The organism is Streptomyces sp. NPDC001220 (genome assembly GCF_053597895.1).
The window spans coordinates 122,205-135,284 of record NZ_JBSFJE010000009.1; the positions used below are offsets into that span (position 1 = coordinate 122,205).

Consider the following 13,080-nt stretch of genomic DNA (forward strand, 5'->3'; position numbering starts at 1 on the left):
GCCGGCGAGGGGTCCCCCCTGTTCCGCGACCGCGCTGCCCCGGAGGAGACGGGAAACATGTCATCAGCCTGCGTACCCACCCACCCCGAGAACCTCGGCCTGGCCCAGGCCGGAGCCACAAGTCCCCAGCACACCAAGGGCGCTGACCGGCCGCCGAGCCCGCCCACGCCCCCACGCCGACGGCGTTTGCGGATCGAGGGCGCCGACCTGTCCGCGTCCCTCTCGGTCTTCCTGATCGCCCTGCCGCTGTCCCTCGGCATCGCCCTCGCCACCGGCGCCCCGCTACAGGCCGGGCTGGTGGCGGCGGCCGTCGGCGGACTGGTCGCCGGGCGGCTCGGCGGCTGCCCACTCCAGGTCAGCGGCCCGGCCGCCGGGCTCACCGTGGTCACCGCCGATCTGATCCACCGCTACGGCTGGCAGGCCACCTGCGGCATCACCGTTCTCGCCGGACTGGCCCAACTCGGCCTGGGCTGCCTGCGGGTGGCCCGCACCGCGCTCGCCGTCAGCCCGGCCGTCGTGCACGGCATGCTCGCCGGCATCGGCGTCACCATCGCCGTCGCCCAGCTGCACATCGTGCTCGGCGGCAACCCGCAGAGCTCGGTCCTCGCCAACGTCCGCGCACTGCCGGCCCAGTTGGCGAACCTCCACCCGGCCGCCGTGGCGATGAGCGTGCTGACCCTGGCCCTGCTGTTCGGCTGGCCCCGGATCCCCGGCAGAGCGGGCCGTCTGCTGCGCACGGTCCCGGCGGCCCTGGTCGCCGTCGCCGGTGCGACCGCGACCGCCTCGTTCACCGGGCTCACCCTGACCCGGGTCGACCTGCCGTCCTGGAGCAGCCACGCCCTGGCGGGGCTGCCCGAGGGACCGGTGCTCGGCATCGTGGCCGCCGTGCTCACCACCACGCTGGTGTGCAGTGTGCAGTCGCTGCTCGGCGCCGTCGCCGTGGACAAGCTGGTGGCCGGCCGTCCCGGAGCCCAGTCCTGGGTCGGCCGGTCCGACCTGGACCGCGAACTGCTCGGTCAGGGCGCGGCCAACATCGTCTCCGGGGCGCTCGGCGGACTGCCGGTCGCGGGGGTCGCGGTGCGCAGTTCGGCGAATGTGCAATCTGGTGCCGTCAGCCGGAACTCCACGATGCTGCACGGCGTTTTCGTAGTAGTCGCCGCGCTGCTGATGGTCCCGGTCCTGGATCTCATCCCGCTCGCCTCGCTCGCCGCCCTGGTGATGGCCGTCGGCATCCAGATGGTGTCCCTGCACCACATCCGCACGGTGACCCGCCACCGTGAGGTCGCGGTGTACGCCGTCACCACACTCGGCGTGGTGATGCTCGGCGTCCTGGAGGGCGTGCTCCTCGGGGTCGCCGTGGCTGTCGCCGTCGCCCTGAACCGCCTCGCCCGCACCCGCATCACCCATGAAGAGAAGGGAGGAGTCCATCGCGTACACGTGAGAGGGCAGCTGACGTTCCTGGCGGTGCCCCGGCTCAGCAGAGCCCTGCACCTCGTGCCCCAAGGAGCGCCCGCCGTCGTGGAGTTGGACGGCTCGTTCATGGACCACGCGGCGTACGAGTCTTTGCGGGACTGGCGCCGGGCCCACGTCGCGCAGGGCGGCTCCGCCGAGCTGACCGGTTGCCGGGTGGGCGTGCGCTCACCGGAGTACGACCACGGACCGGAGCACGGGCCTCGCCCCGAGCCCGGTGCCGGTCACGGACTTGGGCCGGGCCTCGTCAGGCCGGACCTCGTCAGGGCGGGCCTCGTCGGGGCGGGCCTCGCCCGCTGGGGCGGCGGCAGGGCTGACGGAGCCGGTCATGAGCTCGCGCAGGGGATCGGCCTGTTCCAGCGCGACACCGCGCCCCTGGTACGGGAGGAGCTGGCCCGGCTGGCGCGCGAGGGGCAGCGGCCGTCGCAGCTCTTCCTCACCTGCGCCGACTCCCGGCTCGTCACCTCGATGATCACCTCCAGTGGTCCGGGCGACCTGTTCGTGGTCCGTAACGTCGGCAACCTGGTCCCCCTTCCGGGTGAGGAGAACGGCGACGACTCGGTGGCGGCCGCGATCGAGTACGCGGTGGACGTACTGAAGGTGCGGTCCATCACGGTGTGCGGGCACTCCGGGTGCGGGGCGATGCAGGCGCTGCTGAGTTCCGGTGCCGAGGGCGGCACGAGTTCGCTGGGACGCTGGCTGCGGCACGGGCTGCCGAGCCTGGCGCGGCTGGCCGACGACGGTCTTCCTGGGGTCCGGCTGGCCGGGCGGGCGGCGGCGGACACGGCGGAGCGGCTCTGTCTGACCAATGTGGTCCAGCAGCTGGAGCACCTGCGGTCACACGACTCGGTGTCGCGGGCGCTGGCGGCCGGTGAGCTGGAGCTGCAGGGGATGTACTTCCATGTGGGCGAGGCGCAGGCGTATCTGCTGGGCCGGCCCGAAGGCGAGGAAGAGGGAGAGGTGTTCGAGGGGGTACCGGGCGCGGAGGAGCTGCGCAGCCCGGCCTGAGGAGGCGGCGGGGACCTGCCGACGCCGTCCAGGCCGGCACCGGCGGGCCCTGTGTGTCCCACCGCAACCGACAGGTCTAAACCAATTTTTCGACGGCCCTTGTCACCGGGCCCCCGGGTCTGATGAGCTGTGGCCTGGGACACAACGGACACCCTTGGAAAGGGAGATGTCGTGAGCAACGAAAGCCTGGCCAACCTCTTGAAGGAGGAGCGACGCTTCGCGCCGCCTGCTGACCTGGCCGAGAACGCCAATGTCACGGCCGAGGCGTACGAACAGGCCAAGGCTGACAGGCTCGGCTTCTGGGCCGAGCAGGCCCGCCGGCTGACCTGGGCCAAGGAGCCGACCGAGACGCTGGACTGGTCGAACCCGCCGTTCGCGAAGTGGTTCAAGGACGGCGAGCTCAATGTCGCGTACAACTGCGTGGACCGGCATGTGGAGGCCGGCCACGGCGACCGGGTCGCCATCCACTTCGAGGGCGAGCCCGGCGACAGCCGTGCGATCACCTATGCCGAGCTGAAGGACGAGGTCTCCAAGGCGGCGAACGCCCTGCTGGAACTGGGAGTCCGCAAGGGCGACCGGGTCGCGGTCTACATGCCGATGATCCCGGAGACGGCGATCGCGATGCTCGCCTGTGCCCGGATCGGCGCCGCGCACTCCGTGGTCTTCGGCGGCTTCTCGGCGGACGCGCTCGCCACCCGTATCCAGGACGCGGACGCCAAGGTGGTCATCACCTCCGACGGCGGCTACCGGCGCGGCAAGCCGTCCGCGCTCAAGCCGGCCGTGGACGAGGCGGCCGGCAAGGCCGGCAACGTCGAGCATGTGCTGGTCGTCCGGCGCACCGGCCAGGAAGTGGCCTGGGACGACACCCGGGACGTGTGGTGGCACGAGATCGTCGAGCGGCAGTCGGCCGAGCACACGCCCGAGGCCTTCGACGCCGAGCACCCGCTGTTCATCCTCTACACGTCCGGTACGACGGGTAAGCCGAAGGGCATCCTGCACACCTCGGGCGGCTACCTCACCCAGGCGTCGTACACGCACTGGGCGGTGTTCGACCTCAAGCCGGAGACGGACGTGTACTGGTGCACGGCCGACGTCGGCTGGGTGACCGGCCACTCGTACATCGTGTACGGGCCGCTGGCCAACGGCGCGACGCAGGTGATGTACGAGGGCACCCCGGACACCCCGCACCAGGGCCGGTTCTGGGAGATCGTGCAGAAGTACGGGGTGACGATCCTGTACACGGCGCCCACCGCGATCCGGACGTTCATGAAGTGGGGCGACGACATCCCCGCGAAGTTCGACCTGTCCTCCCTGCGGGTGCTGGGTTCGGTGGGCGAGCCCATCAACCCCGAGGCCTGGATCTGGTACCGCAAGCACATCGGCGCCGACCGGACCCCCATCGTGGACACCTGGTGGCAGACCGAGACCGGCGCGATGATGATCTCGCCGCTGCCGGGTGTCACCGCGACCAAGCCCGGTTCCGCGCAGACCCCGCTGCCCGGCATCTCGGCCACGGTGGTGGACGACGAGGCGCACGAGGTACCCAACGGCGGTGGCGGCTACCTGGTGCTGACCGAGCCGTGGCCGTCGATGCTGCGCACCATCTGGGGCGACGACCAGCGGTTCCTGGACACCTACTGGTCGCGTTTCGAGGGCAAGTACTTCGCCGGTGACGGGGCGAAGAAGGACGACGACGGCGACATCTGGCTGCTCGGCCGGGTGGACGACGTCATGCTGGTCTCCGGGCACAACATCTCCACGACCGAGGTGGAGTCGGCGCTGGTGTCGCACCCGTCGGTCGCCGAGGCGGCCGTGGTCGGCGCGACGGACGAGACGACCGGGCAGGCGATCGTCGCCTTCGTGATCCTGCGGGGCACGGCGAACGCCGAGGACGAGGGCCTCGTCAACGAGCTGCGCAACCACGTCGGCGCCACGCTCGGCCCGATCGCCAAGCCCAAGCGGGTCCTGCCGGTGGCGGAGCTGCCGAAGACCCGCTCCGGCAAGATCATGCGCCGGCTGCTGCGCGATGTCGCCGAGAACCGCCAGCTCGGTGATGTGACCACGCTGACGGACTCGACGGTCATGGACCTCATCCAGGCGAAGCTCCCGGCGGCGCCGAGCGAGGACTGACCCCAACCGACGGTCCCAGAAGGGGCGCCCGGCGCGAAACGCGCCGGGCGCCCCTTTTGCACCTACCGTGAGACTCACCTGGCAACTCTCGCCACACCTTAGGTAAACTAAGCAAAGTAGCGTGTTCCTCAAGGTGTGCCGGGAAGTCTGGTCGGCAAGTAGACCCGTCCTGCCCACCGACCGGAGGTCTCCGTGTCCGCGCCCCGCACCACCCCCGCCCGCAAGGTCCTCGGACGGCTCTCGCTGCCCGAGCGGACCATCGTGGCGGACGCGCTGCGGGCCGAGACCGTCGGCGGTGTGCTGCTGCTGATCGCCGCGATAGCCGCCCTGGTCTGGGCGAACATCCCAGCGCTGCACCACAGCTACGAGACCGTCGGTGACTTCCACCTCGGCCCCGGCGCCCTCGGCCTGAACCTCTCCGTCACCCACTGGGCCGCCGACGGCCTGCTCGCGGTCTTCTTCTTCGTCGCCGGCATCGAACTCAAGCGCGAGCTGGTGGCCGGCGACCTGCGGGACCCGAAGGCGGCCGTGCTGCCGGTGGTCGCCGCGCTGTGCGGGATGGCCGTACCGGCGCTCGTCTACACCCTCACCAACCTCGCCGGCGGCGGCTCCACCCAGGGCTGGGCGGTGCCCACGGCCACCGACATCGCCTTCGCGCTGGCCGTGCTGGCCGTCATCGGCACCTCGCTGCCGGGCGCCCTGCGCGCCTTCCTGCTCACCCTCGCGGTCGTCGACGACCTGTTCGCGATCCTGATCATCGCGGTCTTCTTCACCGCCCGGATCGACTTCGCCGCGCTCGGCGGCGCGGCCCTGGGCCTCGCCGTCTTCTGGCTGCTGCTGAGGAAGGGGGTACGCGGCTGGTACGTGTACGTGCCGCTAGCGCTCGTCATCTGGGCGCTGATGTACAACAGCGGCGTGCACGCGACCATCGCCGGTGTCGCCATGGGCCTGATGCTGCGCTGCACCACCCGCAAGGGTGAGCAGCACTCCCCCGGCGAGCACATCGAGCATCTGGTGCGGCCGCTGTCGGCGGGGCTCGCCGTGCCCCTGTTCGCGCTCTTCAGCGCCGGCGTGAAGGTGTCCGGAGGGGCGCTCGGGGACGTGTTCGGCAGACCCGAGACGCTCGGGGTGGTCCTCGGACTGGTGGTCGGCAAGACGGTCGGGATATTCGGCGGCACCTGGCTGACCGCCCGCTTCACCCGGGCCTCGCTCAGCGAGGACCTGGCCTGGGGCGACGTCTTCGCGGTCGCCTCGCTCGCCGGTATCGGCTTCACCGTGTCGCTGCTCATCGGCGAACTCGCCTTCGCCGGCGACGCCGTGCTCACCGACGAGGTCAAGGCCGCCGTGCTCACCGGCTCGCTGATCGCGGCCCTGTGCGCCACGGTGCTGCTGAAGATACGCAACGCCCGCTACCGGCGGCTGGTCGAGGCCGAGGAGCGGGACGACGACCTCGACGGCATCCCGGACGTCTACGAGCAGGACGACCCGGCGTACCACCTGCGGATGGCGGAGATCTACGACCGCAAGGCCGCCGAACACCGCCGCATAGCCGCCGAGAAAGCCGGGCAGGGCGCCGGGTAGGCGCCGGCGAAGGTCACCACGGGCACGGCCGGGCAGGGACCGCCGAAGGCCGTCACAGGCACGACGCGCCTGCCGAAGTGCCGGGCGGGGCAGGCGCGCAGGGCAACCGTCCGGCATGATCTGACGAGACGGTACAAAAGACGATGACAAGTACGCAGAGGGAGACCGCGATGAGCGCACCCGACGGCAGCCCGGTCGGTGCCGAACGCAGCATCGGCCAGTTGTTCGCCTCGGCCACGGCCGAGATGTCGGCGCTGGTGCACGACGAGATCGCGCTGGCCAAGGCCCAGCTGAAGCAGGACGTCAAGCGGGGCGCGACGAGCGGTGGCGCCTTCTCGGCGGCCGGTGTGCTGCTGCTGTTCTCCCTGCCGATGCTCAACTTCGCGCTGGCGTACGGCATTCGGACCTGGAGCCACTGGAACCTCGCGATCTGCTTCCTGCTCTCCTTCGCGGCGAACGTCCTGGTGGCCGTCGCCCTCGCGCTGATCGGCGTGGTGTTCGCGAAGAAGGCCAAGAAGGGCCAGGGCCCGCAGAAGGTCGCCGCGTCGGTGAAGGAGACGGCGGGCGTACTGCAGAACGCCAAGCCGCATCCGCGTCCGGCACTCCCCAGGGATGACGTGCCGGCCATCGAGGCTGTGGGACGCTCGTCGTCATGAGCGATCCCGCCCCCTCGGCCGTACGGCTCGAAGGCCCCTGGACCCACCGGGACGTCGCGGCGAACGGCGCGCGCTTCCACATCGCCGAACTCGGCGACGGCCCGCTGGTCATGCTGGTGCACGGTTTCCCGGAGTTCTGGTGGACCTGGCGGCACCAGCTGGTCGCGCTCGCCGACGCGGGCTTCCGGGCCGTCGCCATGGACCTCAGGGGCGTCGGCGGCAGCGACCGGACCCCGCGCGGCTACGACCCGGCCAACCTCGCCCTCGACATCACCGGCGTGATCCGCTCGCTGGGCGAGCCGGACGCCGCGCTGGTCGGCCACGACCTGGGCGGCTATCTGGCGTGGACCGCGGCCGCGATGCGCCCCAAGCTGGTACGACGCCTCGCGGTGGTGTCCATGCCGCACCCGCGGCGCTGGCGCTCGGCGATGCTCCGGGACCGCCGGCAGTCCGCCGCCGCCTCCTACATCTGGGGCTTCCAGCGGCCGTGGGTCCCCGAGCGGCAGCTCACCGCCGACGACGGGGCGCTGGTCGGCCGGCTGATCCGGGACTGGTCGGGGCCGCGGCTGCCCGAGGACGAGACGGTGGAGACGTACCAGCGGGCCATGTGCATCCCCTCCACCGCGCACTGCTCGATCGAGCCGTACCGCTGGCTGGTGCGCTCGCTGGCCCGCCCGGACGGCATCCAGTTCAACCGCCGGATGAAGCGCCCGGTGCGCGTCCCGACGCTGCATCTGCACGGCTCCCTGGACCCGGTGGCCCGCACCCGCAGTGCGGCCGGCTCCGGCGAGTACGTCGAAGCCCCGTACCGCTGGCGGCTGTTCGACGGACTCGGGCACTTCCCGCACGAGGAGGACCCGGTCGTGTTCTCCACCGAACTGGTCAACTGGCTGAAAGACCCCGAGCCCGATCGGTGACCGCGCCGATGCGCCCGGTATCCGGATCTGCACACCTGTTCTACGAACGGCCACATGCCCCGCGCATAGGCCGATTGAGGGCCGTGCCGGAGGTTATCGACCTTGGGGCGGGGGCAGACGTCGGGGTATGGGCTGGACGCACGACTACAGTGACGCACCCCGCAACCGCCGTACGACAGGCGGTCTGAACTCCCATCGAGGAGCCGCCCCGCAGTTGCCGGGCACGGACCTCAGGGTGGGGATTCCGCACATCCTGCGGCGCCGGGCCCGCTGGGTCTCGGTCCGTCTGCGCCATACCCGCGCGTGATCCCTCACAGTGCGCAGCTGTCGGTCCCGACCTGCTGATTCGCGGTACGGCCCCGGGCGATGTCCGCCTGGATCTCGTCGGCCGTGAGGGCGTACCCGGTGTCCGCGTCGTCCAGTGACTTCGCGAAGACGACCCCGTACACCTTGCCCTGAGGCGTGAGCAGCGGGCCGCCGGAGTTGCCCTGACGGACGGTCGCGTACAGCGAGTAGACGTCACGACGGACGGTGCCTCGGTGGTAGATGTCCGGGCCGTTGGCGGTGATACGGCCGCGCACCCGGGCGGCACGGACGTCGTACGACCCGTTCTCCGGGAACCCGGCGACGATCGCGCTGTCGCTGGTCCCCGCGTCCGCCGCGGAGAACTTCAGGGCCTTCGCCGGCAGGCCCGGCACGTCGAGTACGGCGATGTCGCGCTGCCAGTCGTAGAGGACGACCTTGGCGTCGTACTTGCGGCCCTCGCCGCCGATCTGGACGGTGGGCTCGTCGACGCCGCCGACCACGTGCGCGTTGGTCATGACACGGCGGTCGGCGAAGACGAAGCCGGTGCCCTCGAGGATCTTGCCGCAGCTCTGCGCGGTGCCCGTCACCTTGACGATGGACCGCTGGGCGGTGGTGGCCACCGCGCTGTTCGCGAGCGCCGGGTCGGGCGGTGAGACATCGGTGATCGGCTCGTTGGCGAAGGGGCTGAAGACCTGCGGGAAACCGTTCTGCGCGAGGACCGCGGAGAAGTCCGCGAACCAGGTGTCGGCCTGGTTGGGCAGCGCTCTGGACACCCCGAGGAGCACCTTGGAGTTACGGACCTCCTTGCCGAGCGTCGGCAGCGTGGTGCCCGCGAGCGCGGAGCCGATCAGCCAGGCGACCAGCAGCATCGCCAGGACGTTGACCAGCGCGCCGCCGGTGGCGTCCAGCGCGCGGGCCGGGGACCAGGTGATGTACCGGCGCAGTTTGTTGCCCAGATGCGTGGTCAGCGCCTGGCCGACCGAGGCGCAGACGATGACGACGACCACGGCGACCACCGCGGCGGTCGTGCCCACCTCGGCGTTGTCGGTCACCGCGTCCCAGATCACCGGGAGGACGTAGACGGCGACGAGTCCGCCGCCCAGGAAGCCGATCACCGACAGGATGCCGACGACGAACCCCTGGCGGTAGCCGACGATCGCGAACCACACGGCGGCGACCAGCAACAGGATGTCCAGCACATTCACGGTGGACACCCTGTCATGACCGCCAGTCGAGCGGGACCAGCTTCTCGCGGTCCCAGGAGCGCTCCCATCCCGCGTAGTGCAGCAGCCGGTCGATCACCCCGGCCGTGAACCCCCACACCAAGGTCGATTCGACCAGGAATGCCGGACCTCGGTGGCCGCTGGGGTGCACGGCGGTGGCCCGGTTGGCCGGATTCGTGAGATCCGCCACGGGGACCGTGAAGACCCTCGCCGTCTCGTTCGGATCCACCACCCCCACCGGGCTCGGCTCGCGCCACCAGCCCAGCACCGGGGTGACCACGAAGTGGCTCACCGGGATGTACAGCCTGGGCAGCACCCCGAACAGCTGCACACCGGCCGGATCGAGCCCGGTCTCCTCCTCGGCCTCGCGGAGAGCGGCCCGCAGCGGCCCGTCGGCCTTCGGGTCGCCGTCCTCGGGGTCGAGGGCGCCACCGGGGAACGAGGGCTGCCCGGCGTGCGAGCGCAAGCTGCCGGCCCGCTCCATGAGCAGCAGCTCCGGCCCCTGCTCGCCCTCGCCGAACAGGATCAGCACGGCCGACTGCCGCCCCGCGCCGTTCTCCGGCGGCAGGAAGCGGCTCAGCTGGACCGGCTGGACCGTCTCGCCGGCCCGCACCACCGGGTCCAGCCACTCCGGCAGGCCGTCCTTGCTGAGCACCACGTCCGCGTGCGGATCCCCCGTGTGCGCCCTACCGCCCTGTGTCATGGCATCCCCCGTCCCGCCCCGCTGCCCCGGCCTGCCCGTTCCAACGCCCGAAGACTCCTTGATCGTTCCGTCTTTCGCCCCTCAGAAGGTCCCTGGGTCATGTCCCCGATACGGCGCCGAGTGGCGGCGCCGGCCTGCCGCCCGCGTCCAGATACGCCTGCGGGGGCTTGAGGCGCTGGCCGGGGAAGCCGCCCTTCTCGTACTTGAGCAGCTTCTTCGCCTTCTCCGGGTCGGTCTCGCCCTCGCCGTAGGCCGGGCAGAGCGGCGCGATGGGACAGACCCCGCAGGCGGGCTTGCGGGCGTGGCACATCCGGCGGCCGTGCCAGATCACGTGGTGCGAGAGGTCCGTCCACTCGCTCTTGGGGAACAGCGCGCCGACGGCCGCCTCGATCTTGTCGGGGTCGGTCTCCGCGGTCCACCGCCACCGGCGCACCAGTCGCTGGAAGTGCGTGTCCACGGTGATGCCGGGGCGCCCGAAGGCGTTGCCCAGCACCACGAAGGCGGTCTTGCGGCCGACGCCGGGCAGCTTCACGAGGTCTTCGAGCCGCCCCGGGACCTCGCCGCCGAACGACTCCACCAGGCCCTTGGAGAGCCCTATCACCGACTTGGTCTTGGCCCGGAAGAAACCGCACGGCCGCAGGATCTCCTCGACCTCCTCCGGGTTGGCCTCGGCCAGTTCCTCGGGGGTGGGGTACTTCGCGAACAGGGCCGGGGTGGTCTGGTTGACGCGCAGGTCGGTGGTCTGGGCGGAGAGCACCGTGGCGACCAGCAGCTGGAAGGGGTTCTCGAAGTCCAGCTCGGGGTGGGCGTACGGGTAGACCTCGGCGAGTTCGCGGTCGATCCGGCGGGCACGGCGCACCAGGGCGGTGTGCGACTCGGGCTTCCAGGCCACCTGCGGCTTCTCGGCGACGGCCTTCTTGGGTGCCGCCTTCTTCGCCACCGCCTTCTTCACGGGATCCGGGTTCTTCGCGGGCTCCGCCTTCTTCGCTGCCGCCGCTTTCTTCATGGGCTCAGTCGTCTTCGCCACCGCCGTCTTCTTCGCCGCCGCCTTCTTCGTCGTCGCCGCCTTCTTCGTCGCCGTCTTCTTCACCGCGGCCTTCTTCACGGCCTTTGCCGCTTTCGTCGCCTTTTTCGGCTCATCAGGGGCAGCATCGGACCCCTGTTCGCCCACGGCGGAATCACGACGTACAACCACCCGCCCAGCCCCCTTGGCCTGTGCTCTCACCGGCGATTTGGACACCCGGCCAGCCTAGAGCCCGGCACCGACATCCGCCCCGGACCCGGAAGATCAGCCCCCGATTGGACCCCTGCCGCTTACCTCGGGACACCTGTGCGGCATCCTTGTGACAGATCACACTGTTTGAATCCTCCGGCAAAATGGGGAGCACGGTCCCCTGGTAACAAGGGGGAGCAAGATCCCCTGAGCAGGTCGACAAGGAGAGAACTCGTGGACGACGTTCTGCGGCGCAACCCGCTCTTCGCGGCGCTCGATGACGAGCAGTCCGCGGAGCTGCGTGCCTCCATGAGTGAGGTGACCCTCGCGCGTGGCGACTCCCTGTTCCACGAGGGCGACCCGGGCGACCGGCTTTATGTCGTCACCGAGGGCAAGGTAAAGCTCCACCGCACTTCCCCCGACGGCCGCGAGAACATGCTCGCCGTCGTCGGCCCCGGCGAACTGATCGGCGAACTGTCGCTGTTCGACCCGGGCCCGCGTACGGCGACGGCGACCGCACTGACCGAGGTCAAGCTGCTGGGTCTGGGCCACGGTGACCTCCAGCCCTGGCTGAACGCCCGCCCGGAGGTGGCCACCGCCCTGCTGCGCGCCGTCGCCCGCCGGCTGCGCAAGACGAACGACGCCATGTCCGACCTGGTCTTCTCCGACGTCCCGGGCCGGGTCGCGCGTGCCCTCCTGGACCTGTCGCGCCGCTTCGGTGTGCAGTCCGAGGAAGGCATCCACGTCGTCCACGACCTCACGCAGGAGGAGTTGGCCCAGCTGGTCGGCGCGTCCCGCGAGACCGTGAACAAGGCACTGGCGGACTTCGCCCAGCGTGGCTGGCTGCGTCTGGAGGCGCGGGCCGTGATCCTGCTGGATGTCGAGCGTCTGGCGAAGCGTTCCCGGTAGTCGCCCGGTAGTCGCCGTCTCCGGGGGCTGCCGCCCCCGGTACCCCGCCTGTCGGCCTTCGGCCTCGTCCTCAGCCATCGGGCGGGCTCAGATTTGGTTGCTCCATGCCTGAAACGGTCCCGTCCAGAGGACTCGACCCCCTGGGCTTCATCGAGCGCGAGGGTTCGCACGCGCGCGTGCCGCACGCGTTCCGCCCCGTGGTCGCCGCCGCCCGCGACCGCCTCCTGGACGTCTTCGGGGCGCGGCTGGACAGCGCCTACCTCTACGGGTCGATTCCTCGCGGCACCGCGCGCGTGGGACGCAGCGACCTGGACCTGGTGGTCGTCCTGCGGACGGAGCCGAGCGGCGCCGACCGGGACGCGGCCCATGACCTGGGCCAGGCCGTCGACAAGGAGTTCCCGGAGATCGACGGTGTCGGGACCCTGCTCTTCTCCCGCGCGCGGGTGCTCGACGAGCGGGAGCGGTACGACATCGGCTGGTTCGTGGCCTGCCTGTGCACCCCGCTGCTCGGCGAGGACCTCGCCGAGTACCTGCCCCGCTACCGCCCCGACTCCCTGCTCGCCCGCGAGACCAACGGCGACCTGGCCCGGTACCTGCCGCGCTGGCGGCAGCGGATCGCGGCCGCGGGCGACAGCGAGGAGGCCCTGCGGCCCCTGGTGCGCTTCATGTCACGGCATCTGGTGCGGACCGGCTTCACCCTCGTCATGCCCCGCTGGAACGGCTGGACCAGCGATCTGCGGGAGATGGCGGAGGTGTTCGCCGGCTACTACCCGGAGCGGGCCGAACAGCTGCGCCGCGCGGCCGGGTTGGGGTACGAGCCCGTCGGCGACCTTACGGTCCTGCGGTCGTACGTCGACGACCTGGGCCCCTGGCTGGCGGACGAGTACGCGCGCGTGCACGGCGTGCGGACCCCCAGACCCGAGGGCTGGGAGTAGGTCCGGCCTCAAGGGCTGGGTTCGCCCGG

Annotated in this window: 11 protein-coding genes; 8 read left to right on the forward strand and 3 right to left on the reverse strand. The window is 71.0% G+C overall.

What is annotated here, in order from left to right:
* Nucleotides 1-57: 57 nt before the first annotated feature.
* The 6 genes from ACWDGI_RS22350 (at nucleotide 58) to ACWDGI_RS22375 (ending at nucleotide 8,069) form a co-directional block, all read left to right on the forward strand.
* Nucleotides 58-2,478 (forward strand): SulP family inorganic anion transporter, encoded by a 2,421-nt coding sequence (locus ACWDGI_RS22350; RefSeq protein ID WP_450761577.1) that lies wholly within the window; start codon nucleotides 58-60, stop codon nucleotides 2,476-2,478.
* Between the two features lie 171 nt (nucleotides 2,479-2,649).
* Nucleotides 2,650-4,608 (forward strand): acetate--CoA ligase, encoded by a 1,959-nt coding sequence (gene acs / locus ACWDGI_RS22355; RefSeq protein ID WP_450761579.1) that lies wholly within the window; start codon nucleotides 2,650-2,652, stop codon nucleotides 4,606-4,608.
* Between the two features lie 192 nt (nucleotides 4,609-4,800).
* A complete protein-coding gene (gene nhaA / locus ACWDGI_RS22360) occupies nucleotides 4,801-6,189 on the forward strand; it encodes a Na+/H+ antiporter NhaA (protein ID WP_450761581.1) in 1,389 nt (462 codons plus the stop codon).
* Between the two features lie 170 nt (nucleotides 6,190-6,359).
* Nucleotides 6,360-6,845 carry a phage holin family protein gene (locus ACWDGI_RS22365; protein ID WP_360492386.1) on the forward strand — a complete coding sequence of 162 codons (486 nt, stop codon included), beginning with the start codon at nucleotides 6,360-6,362 and terminating at the stop codon, nucleotides 6,843-6,845.
* Complete coding sequence (locus ACWDGI_RS22370) at nucleotides 6,842-7,762, forward strand: alpha/beta fold hydrolase (protein ID WP_450761583.1); 921 nt, start codon at nucleotides 6,842-6,844, stop codon at nucleotides 7,760-7,762. The genes ACWDGI_RS22365 and ACWDGI_RS22370 overlap by 4 nt, the downstream gene beginning before the upstream one ends.
* 127 nt (nucleotides 7,763-7,889) lie before the next feature.
* Nucleotides 7,890-8,069, forward strand: coding sequence for a hypothetical protein (locus tag ACWDGI_RS22375; RefSeq protein WP_351713367.1), 180 nt, complete (start codon nucleotides 7,890-7,892; stop codon nucleotides 8,067-8,069).
* Nucleotides 8,070-8,073: 4 nt separating this feature from the next.
* On the opposite strand, the gene ACWDGI_RS22380 is transcribed toward ACWDGI_RS22375, so the two are convergent.
* The 3 genes from ACWDGI_RS22380 to nth all read right to left on the reverse strand — a co-directional run bounded on the left by ACWDGI_RS22380 (nucleotide 8,074) and on the right by nth (nucleotide 11,084).
* Nucleotides 8,074-9,273 (reverse strand): MarP family serine protease, encoded by a 1,200-nt coding sequence (locus ACWDGI_RS22380; RefSeq protein WP_450761991.1) that lies wholly within the window; start codon nucleotides 9,271-9,273, stop codon nucleotides 8,074-8,076.
* Between the two features lie 13 nt (nucleotides 9,274-9,286).
* Complete coding sequence (locus ACWDGI_RS22385) at nucleotides 9,287-9,994, reverse strand: NUDIX hydrolase (protein WP_450761585.1); 708 nt, start codon at nucleotides 9,992-9,994, stop codon at nucleotides 9,287-9,289.
* A gap of 97 nt (nucleotides 9,995-10,091) precedes the next feature.
* Nucleotides 10,092-11,084: an endonuclease III gene (nth, locus tag ACWDGI_RS22390; RefSeq protein WP_450761587.1), complete on the reverse strand. Its 993-nt coding sequence runs from the start codon at nucleotides 11,082-11,084 to the stop codon at nucleotides 10,092-10,094.
* Nucleotides 11,085-11,441: 357 nt separating this feature from the next.
* Between nth and ACWDGI_RS22395 the strand changes: the two genes are divergently transcribed.
* Complete coding sequence (locus ACWDGI_RS22395) at nucleotides 11,442-12,116, forward strand: Crp/Fnr family transcriptional regulator (protein WP_018547939.1); 675 nt, start codon at nucleotides 11,442-11,444, stop codon at nucleotides 12,114-12,116.
* A 104-nt stretch (nucleotides 12,117-12,220) separates the two neighbouring features.
* Nucleotides 12,221-13,051, forward strand: coding sequence for a nucleotidyltransferase domain-containing protein (locus tag ACWDGI_RS22400; RefSeq protein ID WP_450761589.1), 831 nt, complete (start codon nucleotides 12,221-12,223; stop codon nucleotides 13,049-13,051).
* The last annotated feature ends 29 nt before the right edge of the window (nucleotides 13,052-13,080 follow it).

Excerpts from the sequence above, each read along its gene's own strand:
- ACWDGI_RS22350 (WP_450761577.1), top strand. The coding sequence starts at position 58 with ATGTCATCAGCCTGCGTACCCACCCACCCCGAGAACCTCGGCCTGGCC.
- ACWDGI_RS22365 (WP_360492386.1), top strand. The coding sequence starts at position 6,360 with ATGAGCGCACCCGACGGCAGCCCGGTCGGTGCCGAACGCAGCATCGGC.
- ACWDGI_RS22370 (WP_450761583.1), top strand. The coding sequence starts at position 6,842 with ATGAGCGATCCCGCCCCCTCGGCCGTACGGCTCGAAGGCCCCTGGACC.
- ACWDGI_RS22375 (WP_351713367.1), top strand. The coding sequence starts at position 7,890 with ATGGGCTGGACGCACGACTACAGTGACGCACCCCGCAACCGCCGTACG.
- ACWDGI_RS22385 (WP_450761585.1), bottom strand. The coding sequence starts at position 9,994 with ATGACACAGGGCGGTAGGGCGCACACGGGGGATCCGCACGCGGACGTG.
- ACWDGI_RS22400 (WP_450761589.1), top strand. The coding sequence starts at position 12,221 with ATGCCTGAAACGGTCCCGTCCAGAGGACTCGACCCCCTGGGCTTCATC.